The organism is Bdellovibrionales bacterium, from assembly GCA_016714165.1.
Lineage (GTDB): Bacteria > Bdellovibrionota > Bdellovibrionia > Bdellovibrionales > UBA1609 > JADJVA01.
The window spans coordinates 1-22,188 of the sequence record JADJNU010000003.1 but is presented as its reverse complement, the minus strand read 5'-3'; the positions used below and the strand labels follow the sequence as shown (position 1 = coordinate 22,188).

At 45.5% G+C, this 22,188-nt stretch carries 27 protein-coding genes, 1 tRNA gene and 6 pseudogenes; 12 read left to right on the top strand and 22 right to left on the bottom strand.

Annotated elements, in window-relative coordinates:
- Both IPJ71_17035 and IPJ71_17030 read right to left on the bottom strand, forming a co-directional pair.
- Positions 1 to 575, bottom strand: a 575-nt coding sequence (locus IPJ71_17035; protein MBK7845353.1) for a hypothetical protein, incomplete at its 3' end; no start/stop codon positions are given.
- A gap of 412 nt (positions 576 to 987) precedes the next feature.
- On the bottom strand, positions 988 to 1,503 hold the full coding sequence (locus tag IPJ71_17030; protein ID MBK7845352.1) for a class II aldolase/adducin family protein: 516 nt from the start codon (positions 1,501 to 1,503) through the stop codon (positions 988 to 990).
- 657 nt (positions 1,504 to 2,160) lie between these two features.
- Here IPJ71_17030 and IPJ71_17025 point away from each other — a divergent pair.
- Positions 2,161 to 2,463, top strand: coding sequence for a hypothetical protein (locus IPJ71_17025; protein ID MBK7845351.1), 303 nt, complete (start codon positions 2,161 to 2,163; stop codon positions 2,461 to 2,463).
- Between the two features lie 301 nt (positions 2,464 to 2,764).
- Here IPJ71_17025 and IPJ71_17020 read toward each other — a convergent pair whose 3' ends face one another.
- The 4 genes from IPJ71_17020 to IPJ71_17005 all read right to left on the bottom strand — a co-directional run bounded on the left by IPJ71_17020 (position 2,765) and on the right by IPJ71_17005 (position 5,029).
- A complete protein-coding gene (locus tag IPJ71_17020; protein MBK7845350.1) occupies positions 2,765 to 3,172 on the bottom strand; it encodes an ankyrin repeat domain-containing protein in 408 nt (135 codons plus the stop codon).
- Between the two features lie 351 nt (positions 3,173 to 3,523).
- Complete coding sequence (locus IPJ71_17015; protein ID MBK7845349.1) at positions 3,524 to 3,967, bottom strand: hypothetical protein; 444 nt, start codon at positions 3,965 to 3,967, stop codon at positions 3,524 to 3,526.
- Positions 3,968 to 4,008: 41 nt separating this feature from the next.
- Positions 4,009 to 4,698: a radical SAM protein gene (locus tag IPJ71_17010; protein ID MBK7845348.1), complete on the bottom strand. Its 690-nt coding sequence runs from the start codon at positions 4,696 to 4,698 to the stop codon at positions 4,009 to 4,011.
- Complete coding sequence (locus tag IPJ71_17005; GenBank protein ID MBK7845347.1) at positions 4,646 to 5,029, bottom strand: hypothetical protein; 384 nt, start codon at positions 5,027 to 5,029, stop codon at positions 4,646 to 4,648. The genes IPJ71_17010 and IPJ71_17005 overlap by 53 nt, the downstream gene beginning before the upstream one ends.
- 71 nt (positions 5,030 to 5,100) lie before the next feature.
- Here IPJ71_17005 and IPJ71_17000 point away from each other — a divergent pair, with 71 nt between their 5' ends.
- Together IPJ71_17000 and IPJ71_16995 are read left to right on the top strand one after the other, a co-directional pair.
- A complete protein-coding gene (locus IPJ71_17000; protein MBK7845346.1) occupies positions 5,101 to 5,499 on the top strand; it encodes a hypothetical protein in 399 nt (132 codons plus the stop codon).
- Between the two features lie 65 nt (positions 5,500 to 5,564).
- Complete coding sequence (locus tag IPJ71_16995) at positions 5,565 to 5,867, top strand: hypothetical protein (GenBank protein ID MBK7845345.1); 303 nt, start codon at positions 5,565 to 5,567, stop codon at positions 5,865 to 5,867.
- A 10-nt stretch (positions 5,868 to 5,877) separates the two neighbouring features.
- On the opposite strand, the gene IPJ71_16990 is transcribed toward IPJ71_16995, so the two are convergent.
- Positions 5,878 to 6,864 (bottom strand): hypothetical protein, encoded by a 987-nt coding sequence (locus IPJ71_16990; protein MBK7845344.1) that lies wholly within the window; start codon positions 6,862 to 6,864, stop codon positions 5,878 to 5,880.
- Positions 6,865 to 7,231: 367 nt separating this feature from the next.
- On the opposite strand from IPJ71_16990, the gene IPJ71_16985 reads away from it, so the two are divergent.
- Both IPJ71_16985 and IPJ71_16980 read left to right on the top strand, forming a co-directional pair.
- Positions 7,232 to 7,402 (top strand): hypothetical protein, encoded by a 171-nt coding sequence (locus tag IPJ71_16985; GenBank protein ID MBK7845343.1) that lies wholly within the window; start codon positions 7,232 to 7,234, stop codon positions 7,400 to 7,402.
- Positions 7,403 to 7,407: 5 nt separating this feature from the next.
- A pseudogene (locus IPJ71_16980) lies at positions 7,408 to 7,596 on the top strand (penicillin-insensitive murein endopeptidase).
- Positions 7,597 to 7,826: 230 nt separating this feature from the next.
- On the opposite strand, the pseudogene IPJ71_16975 reads toward IPJ71_16980, so the two are convergent.
- The 5 genes and pseudogenes from IPJ71_16975 to IPJ71_16955 all read right to left on the bottom strand — a co-directional run bounded on the left by IPJ71_16975 (position 7,827) and on the right by IPJ71_16955 (position 10,525).
- A pseudogene (locus tag IPJ71_16975) lies at positions 7,827 to 8,247 on the bottom strand (metal-sensitive transcriptional regulator).
- A gap of 60 nt (positions 8,248 to 8,307) precedes the next feature.
- Positions 8,308 to 9,129 carry an HAD-IC family P-type ATPase gene (locus IPJ71_16970; protein MBK7845342.1) on the bottom strand — a complete coding sequence of 274 codons (822 nt, stop codon included), beginning with the start codon at positions 9,127 to 9,129 and terminating at the stop codon, positions 8,308 to 8,310.
- 3 nt (positions 9,130 to 9,132) lie between these two features.
- Positions 9,133 to 9,777, bottom strand: coding sequence for an HAD-IC family P-type ATPase (locus tag IPJ71_16965; protein MBK7845341.1), 645 nt, complete (start codon positions 9,775 to 9,777; stop codon positions 9,133 to 9,135).
- A 17-nt stretch (positions 9,778 to 9,794) separates the two neighbouring features.
- On the bottom strand, positions 9,795 to 10,211 hold the full coding sequence (locus tag IPJ71_16960) for a hypothetical protein (GenBank protein ID MBK7845340.1): 417 nt from the start codon (positions 10,209 to 10,211) through the stop codon (positions 9,795 to 9,797).
- A 95-nt stretch (positions 10,212 to 10,306) separates the two neighbouring features.
- Positions 10,307 to 10,525: a heavy-metal-associated domain-containing protein gene (locus IPJ71_16955; protein MBK7845339.1), complete on the bottom strand. Its 219-nt coding sequence runs from the start codon at positions 10,523 to 10,525 to the stop codon at positions 10,307 to 10,309.
- Positions 10,526 to 10,684: 159 nt separating this feature from the next.
- Here IPJ71_16955 and IPJ71_16950 point away from each other — a divergent pair, with 159 nt between their 5' ends.
- Positions 10,685 to 11,140, top strand: a complete 456-nt coding sequence (locus IPJ71_16950; protein ID MBK7845338.1) for a 6-pyruvoyl tetrahydropterin synthase family protein — start codon at positions 10,685 to 10,687, stop codon at positions 11,138 to 11,140.
- Positions 11,141 to 11,731: 591 nt separating this feature from the next.
- Here IPJ71_16950 and IPJ71_16945 read toward each other — a convergent pair.
- From IPJ71_16945 to gcvT, 8 genes and pseudogenes are all read right to left on the bottom strand, one after another.
- Positions 11,732 to 12,289 (bottom strand): annotated as a pseudogene (locus IPJ71_16945) (radical SAM protein).
- Positions 12,273 to 12,908, bottom strand: coding sequence for a cobalamin-dependent protein (locus IPJ71_16940; protein ID MBK7845337.1), 636 nt, complete (start codon positions 12,906 to 12,908; stop codon positions 12,273 to 12,275). Before IPJ71_16940 ends, IPJ71_16945 begins: the two are co-directional and overlap by 17 nt.
- 500 nt (positions 12,909 to 13,408) lie before the next feature.
- Entirely contained in the window at positions 13,409 to 13,861 is a 453-nt protein-coding gene (locus IPJ71_16935) for a hypothetical protein (GenBank protein ID MBK7845336.1), read from the bottom strand.
- A gap of 56 nt (positions 13,862 to 13,917) precedes the next feature.
- Entirely contained in the window at positions 13,918 to 14,385 is a 468-nt protein-coding gene (locus IPJ71_16930) for a hypothetical protein (protein ID MBK7845335.1), read from the bottom strand.
- Between the two features lie 45 nt (positions 14,386 to 14,430).
- Positions 14,431 to 14,778: a YheU family protein gene (locus IPJ71_16925; protein ID MBK7845334.1), complete on the bottom strand. Its 348-nt coding sequence runs from the start codon at positions 14,776 to 14,778 to the stop codon at positions 14,431 to 14,433.
- Positions 14,779 to 14,856: 78 nt separating this feature from the next.
- Positions 14,857 to 14,940 (bottom strand) — tRNA-Pro (locus tag IPJ71_16920).
- Between the two features lie 49 nt (positions 14,941 to 14,989).
- Positions 14,990 to 15,352: pseudogene (gcvH, locus tag IPJ71_16915) on the bottom strand (glycine cleavage system protein GcvH).
- A 51-nt stretch (positions 15,353 to 15,403) separates the two neighbouring features.
- Positions 15,404 to 16,487: pseudogene (gcvT, locus tag IPJ71_16910) on the bottom strand (glycine cleavage system aminomethyltransferase GcvT).
- Between the two features lie 183 nt (positions 16,488 to 16,670).
- Between gcvT and IPJ71_16905 the strand changes: the two are divergent.
- The gene (locus IPJ71_16905) at positions 16,671 to 17,603 is read left to right on the top strand and encodes a hypothetical protein (GenBank protein MBK7845333.1); all 933 of its coding nucleotides are present in this window, start codon (positions 16,671 to 16,673) and stop codon (positions 17,601 to 17,603) included.
- Between the two features lie 417 nt (positions 17,604 to 18,020).
- Here the strand turns inward: IPJ71_16905 and IPJ71_16900 are convergent, their stop codons facing one another.
- Positions 18,021 to 18,194: a hypothetical protein gene (locus IPJ71_16900; protein ID MBK7845332.1), complete on the bottom strand. Its 174-nt coding sequence runs from the start codon at positions 18,192 to 18,194 to the stop codon at positions 18,021 to 18,023.
- Positions 18,195 to 18,771: 577 nt separating this feature from the next.
- On the opposite strand from IPJ71_16900, the gene IPJ71_16895 reads away from it, so the two are divergent.
- Positions 18,772 to 19,116: a hypothetical protein gene (locus IPJ71_16895; protein MBK7845331.1), complete on the top strand. Its 345-nt coding sequence runs from the start codon at positions 18,772 to 18,774 to the stop codon at positions 19,114 to 19,116.
- Positions 19,117 to 19,120: 4 nt separating this feature from the next.
- Here IPJ71_16895 and folD read toward each other — a convergent pair.
- Positions 19,121 to 19,980 (bottom strand): annotated as a pseudogene (gene folD / locus IPJ71_16890) (bifunctional methylenetetrahydrofolate dehydrogenase/methenyltetrahydrofolate cyclohydrolase FolD).
- 180 nt (positions 19,981 to 20,160) lie between these two features.
- Here folD and IPJ71_16885 point away from each other — a divergent pair.
- The 4 genes from IPJ71_16885 (at position 20,161) to IPJ71_16870 (ending at position 21,324) form a co-directional block, all read left to right on the top strand.
- A complete protein-coding gene (locus IPJ71_16885; protein ID MBK7845330.1) occupies positions 20,161 to 20,382 on the top strand; it encodes a hypothetical protein in 222 nt (73 codons plus the stop codon).
- Positions 20,383 to 20,536: 154 nt separating this feature from the next.
- A complete protein-coding gene (locus IPJ71_16880) occupies positions 20,537 to 20,749 on the top strand; it encodes a hypothetical protein (protein MBK7845329.1) in 213 nt (70 codons plus the stop codon).
- A 61-nt stretch (positions 20,750 to 20,810) separates the two neighbouring features.
- Complete coding sequence (locus IPJ71_16875; protein MBK7845328.1) at positions 20,811 to 21,158, top strand: hypothetical protein; 348 nt, start codon at positions 20,811 to 20,813, stop codon at positions 21,156 to 21,158.
- 4 nt (positions 21,159 to 21,162) lie between these two features.
- The gene (locus IPJ71_16870) at positions 21,163 to 21,324 is read left to right on the top strand and encodes a hypothetical protein (protein ID MBK7845327.1); all 162 of its coding nucleotides are present in this window, start codon (positions 21,163 to 21,165) and stop codon (positions 21,322 to 21,324) included.
- Positions 21,325 to 22,188: the final 864 nt, after the last annotated feature.

The following is a 22,188-nucleotide window of genomic DNA, read 5'->3' as shown; positions in this document are numbered from 1 at the left end:
GCAAACATCAATGGTTTGGTGGGATAAAAGTATTTAGCCAAACTCTGGCATTTATTGGAAGCACCCGAGAAGTCAATAATCCTGACCGAAGGCTCTGCCTGTGAACACTTGCAGTCTTTATACAAGGTGTCCCCTGTATCCAAAATTCTTTCTGTCATTTGAAATGCCTTGGCATTATTCGCACGCATCGTTTGAATCACATCATCCAAAGTCACGTGCGGTATCGAATCATCCCAGCAGTCATAATCTGTCACAAAACAACACGGCAGATACGGAAGACCCGCCTCTCGGGCCAAGGCATATTCTGGAAAATGCGTCATTCCAATGATATCCGCACCCATGGAACGATATTGAATGGACTCTGCCTGAGTTGAAAAGCAAGGACCTTCCACGCAAACGTAGGTTTGGCCCACATGGCTTTCAAAAGGCAAGCCCTCTGCAAGCTGAATCGTTCTGCTTGCCATTGACTGACAAACCGGCTTGGCTAAAGACACATGGCCAACGACTACGTCTCCGCAGAAGCTATGATGACGAAGACCTTTGGTACGATCTATACTGGGAATCGGAATGACCATATCTCCCGGGTTTATAATGCTGTTGGAGGCTACCCACAGCTGGCAAAAGCTGAGAATGGCCTTTGCACCGTATTTTTAAGGCCCAAATATTTGCTCTATAGTTAACTTCGCTCGACAAAGTTCATGGTATCTCCATGCCGAGAAACAACTAACCCTCATGATGCCCTATCTTGACGGTTTTTAATCCGCTCGATGCAGAGCCGAAGGGTGTTTCTCACCCAATAGGGAAATTTGTTTTAAAATTTTCAAATTTTTCAAAAACCTGACCCACCTATAATGGCACACATACAAAAATCTCCTCATAAATTAAAACTAAAATATTCACAAAGTTTCTCTCAGCCTACCCCCCGACGCATTTCAGCGCAATGCTTCAAACCTCTGTCAGTTGGAAAAACTGAGTCCACCCAATTGCTTAACTAAAGCCAGTATTTGAGCAGAATGTTCCAGTCTCTCCCATTCCATTCACCGCTTCATCCAAATCCTCTCCCCACAGCTTAAACCGCCGTGCCGACTCAGTATCATCAAACGGTGATGAGGAAGAAAAGGACCCAAGACCTCTCCCATTCCACAGTTGTTGGTCGCTATGGGAACGATAGGTATGGGCCCAACAGCCAAGAAGATTACCATTTCGCTCAGACATTCGCATGGCAATTCCGAAAGCTGAGGGTGTGAAATAGACCCAGTCACTGCGTAAGGAGGATGAGCATGTACAACAGCTCTGGCCTTTTAACGTCGATAGAACTTCAAGATGCATCGACATCTCTCCGGAAGGTTTTCCCTCCAATATGCGACCCTGCAGGTCAATGATACAGAGATCCTCGACCTTAATAAAAGCTTTGGCTACTCCAGAAGGCGTGATGACAATCCTCTCGTCGTTCAAACGATAACTGAGATTCCCGTACGGCAGCGGCCAGCATTCCTCGATCATAAAGACGTCGAGGACCCAAAAGTATTTGCTGTCTCACCTTCAGCTCTAATTCTATGCTCATTTAGAATCCCTTCTGGCAGGCAAGTATTCTATGCAGGAGAAACTGAGTCAAGCTAGACGAACTCAGAATAACGTGGGATATTCCGCCATCATGAAAATTCGACACTTGCATCATTTTTCCTCCCAGAATCCATCACGGAACGAATTCAATGGGGACTTGCTCGAGAGGCAGTTCAATTTGGAACAAACGCGTCTCGATGAGTGGGGCCATTTTAGATCTTTCAAGGCAATATCTGGATAGAACCAATTGACCCTCAACTGTGGACAAATCGTCGTCATCGTGCCGCCTATTGGGCTTACTTTCTCCCACTCAACTTTCTGCGCCTGACCGCCGTTCTCGAGGAGGGACTCCGTCTTAATTTCTTTAAAAACATTAAGGAAGTTGTTGATTTTCGATCTGGTCCAGGAACAGGCCTTCTCCATGGAATCTCCTCCAAATCCCAATACCTCTCGATTGTTACCAATCTATCGACTCAGCTCGCGAACCACTGGATATCATAAGAGCAATGATTGTTAAATTTCCAGTGGGCATGCAAACAGAAATCCACCAGAGTAGTACTCTTCCAGCGAGCGCGCCATTCACAGAGTCTCGCCTTATTGAGTTATTCACTTAACGAGGGACATTCAATACCCGAAAATTTGGATAGCTATTCACATGTCCTTATCTTAGAACCTAGCAGCCGGGCACAAGGACGGCAGCTCATGGTTTGGAGAAATGAACTTCTCGACAAGGGCTATCATATTTGGGCACCTTGCACCCATCAGATGGCTTGTCCATTGCTTGAAATGTCCAAGTCAGATTGGTGCCATGATCGTATATTATTGCGACGACCTGATTGGCTGATTCACCTGGAAGACCTGCTTCCCTTGTTAACCGCAGCCTCACCTTTTCCTATTTGATGGCCTCGCGAATGGCACCTCCCGAATGGTCTTTAGCAAGGATCATTGAGATACCCTTGAGGAAAAGGAAAGACAAAACAAGCACTTTGCCGAGGCCCAAAGAGAGAATTTTTATCATGGCTCAAGAAAGAAGGGCGGGCTCCACTTATTCCTCGCGGTTCTAGAGTTGAGCTGCCGACGGACTTAACTATCAAGGCAAACGAACTGCGTTCAAAATCAGAAATTAGAATTCATTCCACACACGGAAAAATCTAAATCCATTTTTAAAAACCCATAGGCGAATGCAGCCCTGATTCCAGGTTCAGGCAACCTTTGTATTTGTGAGAAGCTCGATAATACTATCGTAAACGGCGACTCTCTCGGGTGTTTCTTTGTAAGCTCTTCTTCGAACTCCCATGGCTAAGTCAGCAGCCGTAATACTTAAGTTGGGAGACCTATAAGTTGGATCGGCTCCGAATGAAAGAAATAGCTTAGCAGATTCCAAATCACCCTCACGAGCCGCATACATCAGCGGATTCCATCCCTTGTTATCAATGTCATTCACATTGAATCCACCGAGATTCCACACCAACTGTGCCATTTCGACTCGTCCGCTCTGAGCGGCCGCAATCAGAAGGGTGGCTCGTTCATTTGAAACAATCTTCTGATCTGAGCCCTTTTCAATTAAAATCTTAACGGCCTTGATGTGACATTTCCGAACCACCTTCATCAGGATTTTCACCCAGCATGTCTTTGCATGCAACGTCAATAGAAGGGTTATCAAGAAGGTTCAGAACGATCTCCTCAGCGCCCATTGTTTCCCAAAGCAATCATGAGAGAATTCTTCCCTCTCGGATGCGAGATTTCCCCCTCCTCCCATCCAATTTGGATCGGCCCTTGCTCAAGAAATATTTGACCTCTTTTTGATTCCTCTCCAGAATCGCCTTCACCAAAGGGGAATACCCTGAGGGAAGGATCGTATTCATACTCGCCCCTTGTTCCAAACACCAATTCATCTGGTCAACTAAGTTTTCATCTATGGCCCACACAAAGGCGTCCTGAACATCTGCACCCGGCGTCCTTAAAAGAGGGCAACCTTTGGTTTTCCCTTCTCCAATGCTATGTTAATGAGGTTTCGTCCGCGATGGTCAATTTTCTCCATACCTGTTTCAGGACTTTGCATCATTGCGACGATGGCCCTTTGGAAGTTGAGCTCAGTCGCTAGCATAATCGGCGTATATTTTGTGGATCTTTCAGGGATATCAGCTCTCGCCTTGTTTTTTATCAATAATTCAATGAGCGGCAAGGCATTTGCCTCTACAGCAAAATACAAAGCCGTTTTCCCAGTGTCACGATCAATGGTATTGATATCCGCACCCAAATTAATTGCCATCAAAACGCCAGAGATGTTTACCACCACGGGCCTGAGATATAAGCATTTCTCGTTCTTGCCTTGATGGCCATCTGCCGATGTCTTCGGCTGTACAATTTTCTCAAAAATTCGCTTTATTCGAAATGGAACCATAATCTCCTCAATAGATAATATGATCTTATCAAATAATCATTTCATCCGGTCCAACTTATGCCCAAAATTTTAGAATCAAGGTCGAAAGTATTTTGGCCGTTCAAGCCCAAATATTGATTTGAACTCGCAATATCAAGATCTTTGTCCAGAATTAAGGGAGCATTCCACTTTCTTCCCTGAAAATCTGTTGACGACGGAATTCCGTCCAGAAACATTTGATAGGTTTCCATTTTACTCGATGCCCAAGCTGGAGCGACCAACTCATCATGACGACTCGCAACTGCAGCAAGCCGATGCACAGAGAGCTCAGGCCGCAAGTGTTCGAGAAACAAGATCGTTCTTCGAATATAAACCTCACGAGAGAGAGGCATAAATTGACCATCGTTCCAAATCTTCTCGAGCGGAGTATTTCGTAATACATGAAGATTATGGAGCTTTACATTGTTGATCGGCAATTGGTTAACCAGTTTTGCGGTCGCAATGACTTGGTCATCGGTTTCTCCCGGCAATCCAAAAATCAAATGAATCCCTAGATCTACCTGGGTTTTCTCTTTTATTCTCAAAATGGAATCGATTGCTCTTTGCCCAGAATGCCCACGTTGCATCCACACAAGCTGCTTTTCATCAAAAGATTGAACTCCCAGTTCAACTGCCACAAATCGACCTGAGCTTGTTGTCTCATTCCATAAATCCAGAACGGCATCTGAAACCACAATCTGGCCTGGTCCCAACCACCACTCCCTTTACATCGGGAAATGAAAAAGCCGTTTTAAACTGCTCACGCAAATGAACCGTTCGACTAAAAGTAGTCGTGTAGGCCTGAAAGTAAACCAAAAACATTTCCCCATTAAATCGTCGCTGCAATCTCGCGCGAGTTTCCTCAATTTGCCGATGCAGAGGCTCTTGAGAGTATTCGGGAAAAGCGGCTGATCCCCACTGGTCACAAAATGCAGACTTTTCCTCCTCCCAGCCCCTCGCGATTTGGGCAAGTTTCAGAAATGCTGACGGGAATCTTATAAACTTTTCCACCAAAACGATGACGGTAAAATTTGCTGATCGCATGATAGGGCAAACCTTGCCAGTGTGAAGCTAATGACATATGTGATACTTAAGCAAAATATTGGAGTTTGGCAATGCCATTGAGAGATGAGCTTAATTCGAACAATCCGTTTCAGATTGAAATCACCCAAGATGGCAGTCCGACCCTCAGACTAAGGGATTCATCGGGTCTTGGAGAATCCATGCATAATCTTAAGGGAGCTTTTTCAGAAACTCTCTATATTTACCTTCCCACCCTTCAAAGGGCCTTCGAATGGCAGGAGCCAGAAACTCGCCTGCTTTCGGTAGGGCTAGGACTTGGTTACAATGAGCTCTCTCCGCAGCCTTTGCACTTAAAAATTATCCGAACCACCCCTGGCGCCTGCTCAGTTACGAAACAAGGATTTTCTTCGCCGCTACTTCATGAGCTGGCTCGATGGAAACCCCTGGAGTCTCCCAAACTGATTCTGATCTATTTGGCGTCTATGATGTAATATTAGATTTGGTGAGTCGCGAGATGAATGTGACTCAAACCGCTGTCCGGAATCAATTGAAGCAAATGGCCGCAGAGAAGACCTGGATGCTCTACGAGACCCTCAACCCATGTGAAGATCCGCCATTTCGGGTGCACGGAATTTTTTACGATGCTTTTTCATCTCAAACTAGCCCAGAGCTCTGGAAAGAAATTAACTTAGATCAGTTTTTTATCAGATTTGCGGACGCTCCCTGTGTCTTGTCTACTTATGCTGCCACGGGATCTCTCAAGCGGGCACTGAAAAAGGCAGATTTCAAAGTTGATTTCGTTCCAGGATTTGGCGGAAAGAGACAAAGCACCACGGCGCTGAGAGATCGTCAGCGCTGAAAATCGAACATCAATAGGCGATTTTTTTTCTTGCGGAGGCCGGCCTTCGAACTTTTGGCTCATGGCGAGCAATGCTTTGTCTTGGCTGAGCTAAATGAGCTATCATTTCTTGATGGCAGCCATTGACGCAGGTGAGGCCCCAATCGCTCCCAGCATTGCGAAGCTTCTCTAGTAAATCATATCTTGTTCTGAACTCTATGAGCATCTCAGGAGTTACCATCTTGCCTCCGCCAAACTGAGTTGTGAAAACTTGATGCTTTCCAGATGATTCGCGAATGAGAATATTCTTTAGGCCCCAGGAATCAAATTCATGGGTTATTCTTCTGAGTATTCCCTGCGATTCCGAAAATTCAACTGCCAACAATTGATCTGTAACTCCATCTATCCATTTTAATTCCAGTCGGGGATGATTTTCATCTCTCTGGACGATAACCTCAAGCTTTCCGTTTTCGCAGCGTGGGATATCCAGCAATTTTGTCTTAGCCAGGTTTAAGCTTTGGGACAACATCAATTCTGCCTCAAGACAGCGGCTATGAGGCTGAGAGAAATAGAGAGAATACATGATAGAGAGAAGAAATACTCCCCCCTTTTCCCTTGGGTAGGGATCGGTTCGTAGAGCTCTCGCAAGTCCGTTGTTTTCGCTATGCCTGGCCCTTTTGTGGCTCAATATTTCTTCTACTCGCATCAGATCAGAGACTATCCCTGCTGTTGGTGTCAAAAGGAATTTTTCCTCGTTAACTAAAAATTGCCCCAAATCCAAGTTTTGAATCTGAATTGAGTCGACGTACTCTTGCGCTTCCTTACTATTTGTCAGCCTCCAATGAACTTCAATGGCGGCTTCTCTACCTATGATTTCAATTTGATGAGGGGCCTCTTCGATTCCTTGCCGTGATGAATACTCCATCAAACGTGATCGATTGATGCTTTCTTGAGGAAGCAATCGTTTGATAAAATCCATCGCTGACTCGTTTTTCACAGCTGATTTGATCAGTCCCATATTTCCTCTATTCTGGATAACCGAGGATTCGCTTGCAACAGAGGACCTGGCCAAACTAACTCTCATTAAGAGAGAATCTCCGAGAGAGAAAAATGAGAAAACAGAAAATTCGATCTCTCAAACTTTTCCAACGTATTTTCAAATTGAGCGCTGAGTGAGCATTGAAATACACGAGCTTCCCCTGACTTCCGTCAGCTTTCTCTATCGGACGTTTGTCGGGTCGAGTTAACGAAGGTAGGGGTTCGTCCCAAAATGGATCGAATCTGCTTGCTCACTCAAGCTTGTTGGAATTTGATATTGTCATGAGTGCAAAAAAACTAGGCATTTTGTTAGTCCTTCTTTTCTCATTGGCTACTGAAGCAACGGAATGGGACGAAAAGATCAACTCACGCCTGCGGAACTAAATGAACTGATCGGAATAGAAAGAGGTCCTGTTGAGAAATCTCAACTAGCTGGAATTGAACAGGCCATCGGATTCTTCTCGCGTGGTGATCTTATTAATTCCAATAGTCTCCTTCCGAGTCACAGGGCATCTTGAAAATCATGCAGGGCAGAAATCGAGCCTACGCAACTGGTGACTTGGTGAAAATACTGGCCGATATTGCAAAAAGCATCTCTCTGGACTTTCCAAATGGGGAGCGACTTCAGATTGGCGATATCAGCGGGGCAGGAGGAGGCCCCCTGGGGCGCCACGGGAGTCATCAAAACGGTCTTGATGTCGACATTGCCTACTATCGCCTCAATCACAAAGAACAGAACCCCGATAACGATCTTGGATTTAATGAAGATTTTGTCCCGAGAGGAGTCCTCTCCTCAAACTTTGACTCAGATCGAAACGGAGAAATCTTTAACCGCCTTATTCAGACGGGTAGAGTGAATCGAATTTTGTCGACGAGGTCGTCAAAAAGCATTTTGCCTCAAGTGGAAAAATCAAGACTCAGATCAAAAAGTGGCCGCAGTTCTCAGAAGCTTGCGCCCCCTGAAAAACCACCACGATCATTTCCACCTGCGACTGACCTGTCCACCAACAAGCCCACGCTGCATAGAACAGGAACCTCCTCCTGTTGGGACAGGCTGTTAGATCTCGCGTATCTTGCTCGCGCAGACTCCAGTAACTCCATGATTTCTTTGATCACCAAGCCCTTTTCATTTTTATCATTCGATCCAATTGCCTTCCTGACACAATGGTCGATGTGCTGTTCAATGATTTTCTTCCAAAGAACCCAATGCCGAACGCACCGCTTTGATTTGAGTTAAAATGTCCATGCAGTAGCGCTTCTCTTCAACCATCTTGGCGATCCCACGAATTTGTCCTTCAAGGCGCTTCAAGCGATTGAGATGACTCGTGTGAGAAGTTCCTTTTTTTCCATTAGATGCCTCCAAGATTTTTACTTTTCAATCGAAGGCTATTGAGTACTACAGAGATACTGCTCAAGGCCATAGCTAATGCAGCAAAGACAGGAGGGAGCAGGGTCCCTGTTGTCGGAAACAAGACCCCGCCGCCAAGGGGATTCCAAGACCATTGTAGACAAATGATAGAAACAGATTTTGACGAACAACCCTCATGGTTTCTTGGAAATTTTCAAAGCCGATCGGCAAAAGCTCCAAATCGCCATTTATCAGAGTCATGTCAGCTGATTCAATTGCGATGTCCGTTCCAGTGCTCATTGCAATACCTATATCCGCTTGAGCCAAGGCAGGTGCATCATTGATACCATCCCCAGCCATTGCCACTCGGCGACCTGCCGATTGCAATTCCTTGACCTTCATAAGTTTGTCCCCTGGCAAAACCTCTCCCGCAAATCTCATGATCCCAACTTGGTTCGCTACACTTCCCGCAGCCCTTTGCGAATCCCCTGTCATCATCCACACCTCAATTCCCATTTCTCCAAGCTCACGTACAACCCGAGGTGCGTTCTTTTTTATCGGATCTGCCACTGCTATCATCATGGCAAGACAAGCTTCTACCGCCACAAATACAGGCGTGTGGCCCAGTGATCCCCATTCTTCCAGAGTTTTCATCACTTCTTCGTTGAGTTGGTAAGATTCGTTGAGCATCAATTTTTGATTGCCCACCAATATTCTCTTTTTTTCTGCAAGCCCTATGATGCCAAAACCTGTTAAGGACTGAAAGTTCTCCACATCCACGCTCATTCCACCATTGTCTTTTGCAAATTCTGAAATTGCTTGACCCAGTGGGTGTTCAGATCGACTTTCCAGGCTCAAGAGCCAGTTGTAAAATCTCTCTTTTTCCAACGATCTCATTGTTCAATATTTTTGCCACAAGGACTTTGGATGACCCTCCGTGATTGTTCCTGTTTTATCCAAAATGATCGCTGTTATCTTTTCACCCACCTCTATTGCCTCAGCACTGCGAAACAAAATTCCTCGCTGAGCTCCTCGACCGATTCCGACGATGATTGCCGTGGGTGTCGCTAATCCCAGGGCGCAGGGACATGCAATGATGAGCACAGAAACAAAGGCAACAAGACCGTAAGTCAATCGAGGCTCGGGCCCTACGAGCATCCAGATGCTAAAACTCAAACAAGCCAAAATGAAAACAGTGGGGACAAAAATCGAGCTCACTCGATCCGCAAACCGCTCAATGGGGCCTTCGAATTTTGGAGCATCTTGGACCAATTTAATAATTTGAGACAGGAAGGTTTCGCTGCCCACCTTGCAGGCTCTCATTTGAAAAGCGCCCTTTGATTGGAGTGTCCCACCAATGACCTCAGAACCAGACTTCTTTTCTACGGGAATTGGTTCTCCCGTCACCATGGACTCGTCGACGAACGAATTTCCCTCTAACACCTCGCCATCCACAGGAATTCTTTCTCCCGGACGAACCGAAACAGTATCACCAACGACAACCTTCTCGATTGCAAGCCTTGTAAGCTCACCATTGACAACCACCAGAGCCTCTTTGCTCTTCAGCTCAAATAGCCCCCCCGTACGGCCATTGAAGTTTTCAGTTTGGCTCTGTTTTCAAGAAATTGGCCGATTAAAATAAATAGCACGATGAACCCAACAGACTCGTAATAAACGTGCGCAGAAAGTCCCTCATGTCTAAAGAGATTGGGTCTCAGAGTTAGAACGAGACTATATACAAAGGCCGATAGGGTTCCCAGTCCCACCAAAGTATTCATGTTGGCATGACCCGTTCTCAGAGTGAGGAACAGACCAAAGACAAATCTCTTCCCAGACCAAAACAAAATGGGAAGAACCAATAGCAACTGTATCAAGTGATTTAAAAAAGTCGACCATTCACGAGCAAAAGGAACCAAATCCATTCCCAACAAAAAAAGAGGAATGGTCAAAATTCCCGCCGCTATCATGCGAATTCGCAAATTTTTGTCTTCTCTTGATTGGTCATTAACTTCAGCGAGATCGACAGGTTCTGCCTTATAAGAATTTTCTGCGGAAAACTGCGATTGGCCACCTTTTATTTCGATGAATTCATATCCGATGGAGCTGGCTGCTTTGCGGACGGCGATGAGAGTTTCTTCAATACTCCCAAGCCTTCCTTGATAATAAGGGTCGCGCGATTGGTCACAAAATTAACTTCCACGTTTTCAATCTCAGGCATTCGCCTGAGGGAAGCCTCAATGTTTCTCGCACAAGAAGCGCAGGTCATACCCTGAATTAAGTATTCTTGTCTCACAAAGTGACCTCCCAGATCAGATAGCATTTGAAAACGCACAAACTTACTTAGATCTTCAAACCCGCTCGTGCTCCCCTTGATTCTACTATACCCCCATGGGGTATGTCAAAATATCTCAAATGTTGACTGAATCCTCGCAATAACGCATTCTCCGTTCCCATGAGCAGACCTATTGTAATTTTGACAACCACGTTTTCATTTGAAGCCGCACACCGCTTGGTTAAGGGCTATCCAGGACGCTGTCAGAATCTTCATGGCCATTCTTTTCGAATTACCTGTGAAATAAAGGGCTTGCAGCTCAACCAATTTGGCATGCTCAAAGACTTTGCTGACTTTAAGGTCATTAAAGACTGGTGCAAGGAAAACTGGGATCACGCCACGCTCTTGGCTGATTCAGATGAATTGACCATTGAATTTTTAAGATCCACCCATCAGAGGCATTTTGTATTTAATGACAATCCAACCTCAGAGGTGATCGCAATTTATCTCCTAGAGAAATCTGCAGAACTTGGATTTCCATTAGATGCTGTGACGATTGATGAGACTTGCACCATTCCTGCACAGTCAGACGCTAATGTTGTGCACATCAAAGATCATATAAACTGGCCCACTTGATTGTTGTTCCAAACTCCAAGGGCGCCTGGCTGAACTCTCAGCCAGCTCCTCTTTAATACAACAGATTCAATGATGGCTTGCGGGCCCGCCAGTTTTAAAATCTAGATCTTTCGTTAAGATTTCTACCTTTATGACCAGATTTATCTGGCTGGCCTGAACAATTTCTTTAGGCCGATACTATCCTGTGTCTATTCAGAATGATTGATGCAAGCGATTCCTGATTTTGACCCAGCTCATCCAGTTCAATTTTGTGACCATCTTGTGTGGTCAGCAAACTGGAACCTGCCCCCATTGTTTTTATTAAAAGTTCCGTCCTAAATTTGAGATTGGGAAACCGACCTTGTCGATTGATAAAATATAAAACCCCCGATTTCAGACAATCAGAAAAAAAGGGCCAAACCACAATCATCCTGACGCTCAATAAAAGATCCGACAAAGACTGGTCCTTTCAAGTTTCAGTCCTTTAAGGTGATTAAAATCTATTCACAATAAACAGGGTATAAATGTCTTGGCGAGAAAAACTGAGATTCATGTGCAATTGCGGTGGTGCGAGCTTTGAAATGATCTGCTTCGCTCAGTGAATTTCCCAATTTAAGGGCCATTGGAGACTGGGGGGTCAAATAAAATATAGATGCGCCTAAAAGCACCGGCAATCGAATATTGAAAGCTAAAGTTTGCATCATGCTGTCTAGATTTTCGTTCGGCAATCCTAAAATTTGATAAGACACAATATGAAATCCCAAAGAATGCGCCCTGTGAACGACTCGTGTATATGCCTCGAGGGTATGAGGACGCTTCGTGGTTTCCCCGTACCACTTTATCGGAGCTGACCAAAGCCAAATTGAGATGAGTAAATCCTGCCTTCCACATGAGTTCAAGTAGCTCATCATCAAGACTCAAATAACTGATTCCATTCATCGCCACAAATTGCATATCTCGGTTGGGAAATCTCTCAATCAAAGCACCACACAGGCGCTTCATTTCATCCTTATAAAAAGTGAGATTATCGTCTTCAAAATCAATGACGCGATAACCTTGCTCATAACGAAGTTCGATCTCACGCAAAACATCCTCGGGAGATCGCCTCCGATATCGATGACCAAAAGTTAGATGAACCGAGCAGAAGGAACACTTATGGGGACAACTTCGAAGTAATCATAAAAGCCAGAGGGTGGTCACCGTACTTGTAGGTCTCTAAAGAGAATGACCCAAGATCTGGATAAGGTAGCTCCCCAATGTCAAAGTTCTCCTTGATTGGATTAAATTGGAGCTCCCCATTGATTTTATATCCGAGACCTCCGACCTCTGTTATCGCCAGCTTTCCCTGAAGGAAAGACACAAAATCAACGATAGATTTTTCACCCTCTCCACAGATGACAAAATCCACTGAGGCGTGCTGCAATACAGATGCTGGTACAGCAGAGACATGCGAACCTCCCATGAGCACCGGAATGTTTCGAAAACTCTTTACCCTTTGGGAAATTTCGAGAGCTTCCCGAAAGTAGGGAGTAAACAAACAGGATACACCAACGAGATCGGGCTGAATTCTCGCAATGTCGTCAGCGATCAGATCGAAGCTCGCGCCGAAGTGATAATAATTATAAAAAGTAGAAAATGGACTTCGATCTAAAATCGAATAATATTCGCGAAGATATTCAAGCTCTTTCGGCCACCGCAGAGTTTGGCGTCCATATCCAGTATGATAGTCCCGAATGACAACTTCAACCTCTGGATGATGCTTCTGAAGGGCAGCGTTGAGATACGCTATCCTATTGGCTGCAAGCGCAACTGGGTCTCATAAAAATCCTGAATGGGAGGCTGAATGAGGAGAATTTTCAAGAAGTGATACCCGGAACAGAATTTGAACCGATATAGCTCATGGCACCAAATGCTAAGAATCGTACTATGATCAATGACATATCATCAGTTCTAAACTGAATGACATGGAAAGGGAAGGCGTATGATGGTGTATCCGAAGCTGACAACCTTGACGAATCAGCAAAATGAACTTCTAGAGTACCGCACCTTTTGCATTCGGATCCTTGATAGCTGAAGCAGCTTCAGCGATGGTGGGAATTCAATTTTGGCTTGAAAAAAAAGACTGAACTATCTCCTTTGGCAACCACTCCGCACGGTAAATCTGGTTAGGTATATCGAATTTTTCCTTTCCTATGGAGGCGCGCCATTTCCACACCACAGAACCTTGCGGGGTCACTTCGATGATGGAGCTCTGTTTACAACCGTAAGAAATTAGGGTGTTTCCATTTCTTAGTCTCTGTGCTGATCCAAATCGATCACAACACATTCACCACTAGGCTTTTCTGTGAAAGCCCAAACCGTCTGATGGGTGATCGGATCAATTTCAAGTACCCATGATGCGGGCTTGATTGTCGTTTTTACAATGTTAGAGAACATCAAAATATGCCCATTTTCCAACCAGCGAGGCGTATGCAAGCCCACCTGCGCACCCTTATGAACCCAAACAATATGCAGAGTCTTCCGGTCAATAATAAAAGCGACGCCGTTCTGGTGATCTGTCGTGAGAATATTCCCAGCGGAAAATTGTGGATGTGAGCTTTCCAGTTCGTTGGGCGGAATTATCTGGACTGCGTTCATATGAGTGACATTGAGAAACCCCTCTTCTGGAGTTCCCTTTCCAGAAGTGTAAGGAGCTACTAGCCTGCCTAGAAGTTTAGAAAGTTCATTGAGGTGCTCTGCCATACTCCAGCGAAAAATTTCTTTACCCTGGGAACTTAGACCAAGAATATAATCTACTTTTACCGTTTGACTTCCAGTCTTATCAAGATCAAGTCCTTGGCCCAGATGGATTGATCTATCGGAGAAATGGAAATATCGTGCGTTACTGTCGCTGGGAACTTCCAGTTAACAGACTTCCCTTTGTATTTTATGATCTCTTCTTTACCTTCGATACTAACAATTTTTGAAACAATGCTTCCATCATCGTCAAGAATTCTACAGAGATTGCCAGGAATAATTTCCTGTCGGGAGCCATCCATTTTTAAAAGGAGGCATTCCATTCCTGGCGAGTTTAATAAAATAAATCCATCTTCACTAGAAATACTACCCGAAGACCATTGAACGACTCCTCTTTCAGAAATTTCGTTCAAAAATGATTGGTGATTTGAGTTTGTCACAGAAAAATTCAGGCTTGCGATCAAGGCTAAGACAATTAGCCCAGGGAAAATCTCCACAAGGAAAACCTTAAAGATACGATTTCGACGCACAAGACTGCATTTTTCCAATCGAAAATCCTTGTGCCAAATATAAGATCACTCATAATATTTTATCGGGTTGTTTGAGACAAAAGGGTACCGTGGGGAACCCCTAGGCCTTAACCCAGGCTGGATGGAGGAACTCCTAAGGCGAGTCAAGAAATTAATTTTGGTCCCTTTGAACTGATGAGCAATTTGAATTCGCGATTTGTCAGTAGAATTTATAGTCTCGGAGTCCTGGACAAAAACAATCTTCATGTCCCCACAATCAATTTGTTGGCGAATTTGCTCTGATTTTCTTTCGGACACTTCGACAGATCCGTAGTCAGTTCCCTCGCGTAAGATAAAATTTTCTATAATTCCCGCGATAGCCTCATCAGAGAGCTGTTCAAGCTGGATCTCGATAGAATTTCATCAATTTTAAATCAAACATTAGGCTCTCCCCACGGTTGGCAGTTGGATGCGACTTTGCCTTCGTCAACGTGGTACCCGGGACAGGGACTTGAACCTGCACACCTTACGGCACTAGATCCCAAGTCTAGCGTGGTCTGCCAATTCTACCCGGGCATAATTTTCCTTGCTCAAAAACCCTGTGAAAGCCTTCGATCTCTATTTGCTAATGAGTTTCCCTATAATCGGGTGCTCGCATCAAATTGGCAAGCCCTTCTCTGTGTCCATTTCGATTCGAACCATCCATCCTTCATTCATTGGATCATCGTTAATAGTTCCAGGGCATCACCCAATAAACATTGACTCAATGACGGTCCGAAACAGGAGCGTAAAGATCATTGGCAGCCTTAACACTTTCAATCACTCCAAACGGCTCGCCTTGGGTTACTTTTGCACCTTCTTCAGGAAGCTCGACATAGACAATCTCACCCAACTGATCCTGAGCAAACTCTGTCACACCAACAGTGACCACATTTTCATCCACCTGAGCCCATTCATGTTCTTTAGTAATAGTTTTCTTCGCAGGAATCTGATTAGGCCATTTTTCTCCATCTCCTTGCTTTTCTCAAAGCTCAAAATTTCAAAAGCACAAACGGTGTCTAACAATGATAGCCTTTAACTTTCGACCCCTTATCTCTACCATTAAATCGGTTCCGGTTTCGGCCAGATCAGCCCTGACGTAACCCACGCCAATATTTTCATTGAGACTGGGTGAAACCGTTCCACTTGTTACTCGGATTTCTTATTGTCAAAAGAAACAACTTGTAACCCCGTCGAGCTATCCCACGATCCACCATTTTGAATCCAATGAGCTTTGATTTTAGTCCTGAAGCCTTAATCGCACAAATTTGTTCTCTCCCAATAAAGTCCTTCTTTTCGGGCTTTACAACCCAACCCAAACCGGCTTCATAAGGATTGGTCTGGTCATCGATTTCATGCCCATACAGGGGATACTTCATCTCCGTACGCAGAGTGTCCCGAGCCCCAAGCCCAATGGGAGCAACTCCAAGATCGCGACCCTTACTGAGTAAGCTGTCCCAAAGAGAAGCTGTTTGAATCGAGGGCACAAAGATTTCAAAACCATCCTCTCCAGTGTAGCCTGTCCGTGCAATATAAACCTTCGAATCTAGATAGGCAGACTCAATAAACTCAAAATGAGGAATATCAAAAACCCGCTCTCCAAATATTCTGGAAGTCAACTCTCGGGCTCTGGGACCTTGCACCGCGATTTGGCCCCATTTTGAGCTCTCATTGATCAGCTCAGCCCCACGATTATTTTCGACAATCCAGGCGAAATCCTTATCCGTATTAGAAGCATTGACACAAAGTAAATAATCTTCGTTCTTTTTTAAACAGTAGATAATGAGATCATCGACAACACCGCCGTCAAAATTTGTCAGCAAAGAGTATTGGGCCTGGCCATTCTCGAGTCTTCCTACCCAATTGGAAGTCAACCACTCGAGAGTTTCAAGGGCCTTTGGACCTCGAACTCTCACCTCACCCATGTGGGAGACATCAAACAGACCAACATTCTGTCGCACATTCACGTGCTCTTTGCGCAAGCCCGAATACTCAACTGGCATGCGCCAGCCAGCAAACTCTACCATCTTTCCGCCGAGCTCCTCATGGCGTTCACACAAGGGCGTTCGCTTTTCAAAGGCCATACAACCACCTCATAAAAAAACTTAATTTGCCTCTCCGGCTCCAACCTGTCAAAGAATAGCCCTTTTCCGCACCTCGACGACCCCAAAATGACAAATTAGGGCCTCAAAAGAACGCCAACTCAAAGGAATTACAACTAAACATTGGATTGTATTTTGCTTGCAATCTACCGAAGGAGGCTTCTCGTGAAGGGGTCAGATAGCCAACCGAAAAAAGCTGAGCGAAAGGGTTCCTGGGCATGCCTTGTAACCCCCTGGACCTTTGTGTCTTTGGCAATGCCTCCTCTGATGAGCTGTCAAGACAATTGGTCCGGTGGAATGAAAAATATTCTCCCCATGCCCTCAGAGGATTCTCAACTCACTGGGGCCGCAAAAATTGTCGAAGACCCTGAATTTGGCGACTCAGAGCTCGTCCCGTACACTGGCTCCGGACACACAGCGATCATAACCAAAATGCGCAGCAGTATGAACCAGAGACTCTTTAGCCCAGAATTGAGTCGCCAGTTGACGGGCGCAAGGGTCGTCATTGGCTCCAAAACGGATGGTACTCCAGAGAAACTGCAAGTCTCTGTTGGAATGCGCCCTCCTCATGGTGGCGTTTCTAGACAATTGGAATTTGAGGTTCCTCTTGAACGTCGTTCTGATGGTCATCTGGGTCGCTCCTCCGTCAGGACAAAGAGTGTTGAGGGCTCAGGAGATCAGGGGTATCAGATTGACGCAGATTGCAAAGATGCCAGCTGCTCCAAAGTAGAAGTCGTCTTAAAGCAAGAAAATCTTGGACCTCAAAGGAGACCAGAGGACAAACCTCAAATACAAGCTGAAACGGCGTTTCTATTCTCAAAAGAGGAGACACAGGCCCGTGTTAAATTGCCTTCAAAGCCAAAGGGAACTCCCGAGCCTTTGTCCGAGATCGATCTAGATAATCCATTGGTAGCGGTGCAAGAGAGTGTCGAAGTTCTCGAAGGGCCTTCTTTTGTCCGCGTGACGATTCCTGGAAAGGATGCCGATCATGATATTTTAAACATCGAAGGGGAACTTTTGAACAACCGACCGCACTTCAGATTTGCAGAAGGCGACCATTGGGGACAAATCCTATGCGGGGTCCTTAATCGGAAATGACGAGGAAGGCGATATCGCGGTTCGAATCAAGATGTCACCGGAGCCAGAGATAGCAAAGAGGGCTTGAAAAGCGAATCTCAACCAGAAAGGGAAAGGCCGCCCCAGCCACAGCCACAATCTGCAGACAAAGCCACCGCAGATGAAAATGAAGGAAGGGATCTGACTATCTTTATTGAAAAGCCTAAAGGTCGGAAAACTGTCCCTGGCAGCGGAAGCGCTCCCAGAGATATGAGGCCTGATCCAACAGATAAGAAGGCCTAGTTCAAAAGAGCAACCTGGCACCCCAAAGCCTCATGAACAGGAACGCCTACGATCCTGATCTCAAAGGGCCTGCGCGAAAAGGCGGATCGCCACAAGCTCAACCTGTTAAACCCGCTCCGCCCGTTAAGCCCGCTCCACCTGGTAAACCTGCTAAAGCTACTCAAATTCAGAAACCGAAAATCCAAAGTCCTCAGGTTCCGCAGCCGACGCGAGAAAATCCCGCGGACAAAAGAGCCCTACCACCACCCTCACCGCACCCAAGCTGCAAGATGAAAAAGCAGATCCTCCTATAGAACAACGAAAGACATTCCAGATCGTGGACAAAGACATCTGGGGCAAGTTCCCCCTCCGCCGTCGTCCCTGTTGATTTTCCGACCCTAAGCTGAGAAAGCCCAAGGAATCACCCGCAGCCTAGAGAGTTGAGAAATGATTCTAATGTCATAAAATTCATGTCTTATTGGACTCAAGAAAATAAATATCAGCGGTGTGGAAAGGGTCGCACTTCTAATTTAAAACCCATTGCCACTCAATTTTTCATCGATTAAAACCTCTTGTTCCCTATACAACTCCGATCTTTCAGGCCCTTGCTACCACTCCGGAGGTTCTGTACATAAGTGCTCTGGAATCAAAGTATGCAGTAAACGACGGCTGGGACATAGAGTCTGCCAAATGCGGAAAAGGCCAGAGCTGTTCGACTGCGGCGGGCCCTTATCAAATCACCGAAACTGCCGCTCGCTATCTGAGATCAGTTCGTCAGCAAGCCTTAAATTTTATCACGCTTCCGCTGAGTTCCTCACGCCAAGTAAGTCCAAATGACGATCGCTCCAAATTCTTGCCGTCAACCTTTGCTATGCCGCTTACGCCAAAGATATGATGGACTGGTTCTAGAACAATTGAGCTGTGGCCTTTGGGCTACACGGAGGGACAGGGTGGACTTGCCCTATCAATGAAGTGTTCTCAAGAAGAAACTCAAGCCGCACGAACATCTTGTCTGCGCTCTTCAATGGCAGGAAAAGCCTTTAGAAACAGAGATCGCTACCGATCCACAACACTTGATGAAATCGTTCGTTTCAAAATGGCTCCCTGTGATAAATTGGATTACGTTCTTATGTATCACGCTTTGAGGTTTGTGGGTGCAAATCCCAACCGCTTTGGAATGTCTCTGGAGGAATCGAAAATACCAAAGAAACTTCCTCCCCTTTATCGGCAAGGACAAAACAGCAAGAACCTTGTCCATACAATGTTGAAATGAGGGACTAGGTCTGAGCGAGCTCTGCCAAACGCAGAGTATTTTCCAGAAGCATGGTGATCGTCATTGGTCCAACTCCACCTGGCACAGGAGTGGCCGCTCTCGCTCATCCCTCTAGCTCTTCGTACCGAACATCGCCGCACAGTTTTGATTTGCCATCTGGAAGAACTTGTCTATGAATCCCCACATCAACAATGACCGAATTCTTTTTAAAATCATCTCTTCCCAAAAATCTCGATTGACCCGCGGCTGCAACTACCAGATCAGCCTCGCGAGTATAGGATCTGAGATCTTTTGTTCGAGAATGACAGACAGTCACTGTTGCGTCGGCACTTATCAGCAAATGCGCCATTGGCTTGCCAACAATATTGCTTCGGCCAATGACCACAGCGTCGATTCCTTTCAGAGAAATTTGATAATACTCGAGAATTGCCATAACTCCGGCTGGAGTGCAGGGAATCACGCGTGGCTGGTTTGTCCATAAATACCCCATTGATTCTGCTCGCAAACCATCAACGTCCTTTTCAACGTCCAAGCAGGCCATGATCTGGTACTCGTTGAGATGCTGAGGCAAAGGAAGCTGGACCAAAATGCCATGAATATTTTTTTGATCGTTCAGTCCCCGAATGAGGACCCGCACCTCGTCTGAGGAGACATCTTTCTTCAGGCGATACTCGAAGGACTGAATTCCCACTTCCTGACAAGATTTTATCTTGGATCCCACGTACACCTGACTGGCCGGATCGTCCCCAATTAAAACAACAGCAAGACCAGGACGAACTCCGGTTCTTTCGAAAAACCCCGCAATTTTGCCTTTAAGGCTTCTCGCCTTGTTTCACTGACTATTTTTCCATTCAAACGAATCACGACCCACTCCCTGACCAGATGAGGCTATTTTTCTCTCATTTTTTGAACTTATAGGCTGAATCCTCCTTATTTCCAAAGGGAGAAACAAATTTTGCGGCAATCTAGCTAGGACATTGACTCGCCACACAAACTCCTCTATTTATGGGGCTTAGCAAGAGAGTTTCAAAAAGAGGTCAGTATATGGCAGTTAGAGTTAAATTAGCCGACGATGGCAGTTCAATTGACTTTTCAAACTTCCGATACACTTCCTCCTCCCTAAAAAAATTTCGACGTAGCCCCGAAATTGAAGGATTCTACCGCTTCATCTACGAGAATGATTTGCGTATCGAAACAGGTGATGTTTTAGATAGAATCATTGTTCGTCGATCGCAGGAGCGAAAATCAAAACGTAAGAAAAGCTAGATTTCTTCTCGGTTTTTACTGTTAAATCCGAGATTTTTCACCTTTTCGGACACCTGATTCGCCCTTCTATCCTAAACCTCTCCTATCAATGCAATACCTCTTTGCAAAGATTCTGACCAAGTTCGGCTAGAGCCGCATTTGGAGGAATTTTTTAATGCCGTTGAATCTGACAACCACTGGACGAACCCGCCAAGGCGGACAAAGTCTCATAGAATATCTGATCCTCGTGGCGCTTATGGGTGTAGCAACTATCGGGATTATTCGAACCCTCCAGGGCGCTCTCAATTCCCGCTATGCTTCCGTGATCCATTCTCTTCAGGCACCAGTAAGCGCGCAGAAATCGTACCGATCAATGAATCAGATCTAAAACGAAAAGATCTCGGTGATTTTATGAACGGAGCAGCTTCCCGCGATGGAAATAGTGAAAAGTGAACTTTCTAAGAAATAACCAAAAAGGCAACTCCCTCGTCGAAACGACCATCTTACTGACTCTCATTTTCCCTTGCATCATAACTGGCCTCTCGCTTGCTGGCGCGGCGGGAACGCGAGTTCTTGCGCAAAAATGTCTCTATGAGGGCCTTATCTGCATACTCGAAGCGAAGAGAGCAAGCGAATGCAAGAAAATTGTCAAAGCTCAGCTAAATCTCATCATTCCCTTTGGCTATCTGAGTCGCCTTGTGCTCGAACAGAATGCCTATTCGATCAAGGGAGAACTTCATTGGCAATGGAACAAACACTGGTCCACGAAAATTCATGATCTTCTCCTCTCGAGTTGAAACCATGAAAGGTTCTTTTCAAACAAATAGCCTGAGCAACGAAGACGGAATGGCCCTGGATCGTCCTTCTGGCTCTGATGCCGACACTCTTCTTGCTATTTGTTGGATACTCATCATTGGGCATCAATCGCTCAGGCAATCCAAAGCTTCACACCTGCCGAGTTGAAGGACTGAAATCTCAATTTACAGTTTCGAAAAACTCTAGACCTCCTTTTAAAACTAAATCCCCTGGCTCACCGCCTTCGAGCATCTAGAATGGCCACTGGCGAGCCCTGACCGTCGACAATGCTCGGACCAATTTACGTTTATCGCTGCACAAAGGGCAGATAAATTAGTTGCGGCTAAGCAAGAAGCACTCCAGTTTCGCCACAGCAATCGCTGCCATTTCTATGAAGATCAGCTAAAATTGATATTTTGATCTACGGGCCAAACTCCGACTCCTTCAAGTGCAATCCATTGAGGGTATCCAACCTAAAATTGCGATTGCCGCCTTGCCGGCGGGATCCCTCACTCCAAATTATCATCCTTTACCTAACTTTACTGAGCTTAGCAAAATTCAGTTTCACATCTTTCTGACAAGAGGATCCTTGGCTGAAAAGAAATCAACGCCTTCAAAAATTTTCTCAATTCGGCTTGCGCCGGAATAAAGGAAAGGTATAAATGTGGAAACCCTCTCTGATCGCGGTCAAATAATTGTTGAGGCTCTCTGGGTTAGCCTCGTGCTCTTTTCTCTCTTGCTCTTCCTGACCTATTTCAGCTCCAAAGTTGAGGAAGAGCATCGAAAAAACCAATTTCATATCTGGGATAAACGGTGATCACGCGGGCCCGAACAATCGGAAATAAAATTCGCAGGTTAAGCCTAAAGCGTCAGCTTGCCCTTTTGTTCTTGATCTCAATTCTTCCGGTCTTGTTGAGTCTGACTCGCGAGGAAAATCAGAGAAATTGGGAGACGGCGTTCTGGGTCCTCGCAATCGATAGAACACTCCCTTCCCACTGGCTTTGCTTTCGTCCCGATTGAGGTTCAAAACTC

What these genes read in the sequence shown, in the direction of transcription:
- IPJ71_17030 (MBK7845352.1), bottom strand. Translation starts at nt 1,503, where the DNA reads ATGATCGAGGAATGCTGGCCGCTGCCGTACGGGAATCTCAGTTATCGT.
- IPJ71_16985 (MBK7845343.1), top strand. Translation starts at nt 7,232, where the DNA reads ATGGGACGAAAAGATCAACTCACGCCTGCGGAACTAAATGAACTGATC.
- IPJ71_17000 (MBK7845346.1), top strand. Translation starts at nt 5,101, where the DNA reads ATGCCATTGAGAGATGAGCTTAATTCGAACAATCCGTTTCAGATTGAA.
- IPJ71_17015 (MBK7845349.1), bottom strand. Translation starts at nt 3,967, where the DNA reads ATGGTTCCATTTCGAATAAAGCGAATTTTTGAGAAAATTGTACAGCCG.
- IPJ71_16970 (MBK7845342.1), bottom strand. Translation starts at nt 9,129, where the DNA reads ATGAGATCGTTGGAAAAAGAGAGATTTTACAACTGGCTCTTGAGCCTG.
- IPJ71_16990 (MBK7845344.1), bottom strand. Translation starts at nt 6,864, where the DNA reads ATGGGACTGATCAAATCAGCTGTGAAAAACGAGTCAGCGATGGATTTT.
- IPJ71_17005 (MBK7845347.1), bottom strand. Translation starts at nt 5,029, where the DNA reads ATGCGATCAGCAAATTTTACCGTCATCGTTTTGGTGGAAAAGTTTATA.
- IPJ71_16880 (MBK7845329.1), top strand. Translation starts at nt 20,537, where the DNA reads ATGCCGTTGAATCTGACAACCACTGGACGAACCCGCCAAGGCGGACAA.
- IPJ71_16995 (MBK7845345.1), top strand. Translation starts at nt 5,565, where the DNA reads ATGGCCGCAGAGAAGACCTGGATGCTCTACGAGACCCTCAACCCATGT.
- IPJ71_16885 (MBK7845330.1), top strand. Translation starts at nt 20,161, where the DNA reads ATGGCAGTTAGAGTTAAATTAGCCGACGATGGCAGTTCAATTGACTTT.
- IPJ71_16950 (MBK7845338.1), top strand. Translation starts at nt 10,685, where the DNA reads ATGAGCAGACCTATTGTAATTTTGACAACCACGTTTTCATTTGAAGCC.
- IPJ71_16900 (MBK7845332.1), bottom strand. Translation starts at nt 18,194, where the DNA reads ATGTCTTTGTCCACGATCTGGAATGTCTTTCGTTGTTCTATAGGAGGA.
- IPJ71_17020 (MBK7845350.1), bottom strand. Translation starts at nt 3,172, where the DNA reads ATGAAGGTGGTTCGGAAATGTCACATCAAGGCCGTTAAGATTTTAATT.
- IPJ71_16935 (MBK7845336.1), bottom strand. Translation starts at nt 13,861, where the DNA reads ATGGCAGAGCACCTCAATGAACTTTCTAAACTTCTAGGCAGGCTAGTA.
- IPJ71_16870 (MBK7845327.1), top strand. Translation starts at nt 21,163, where the DNA reads ATGAAAGGTTCTTTTCAAACAAATAGCCTGAGCAACGAAGACGGAATG.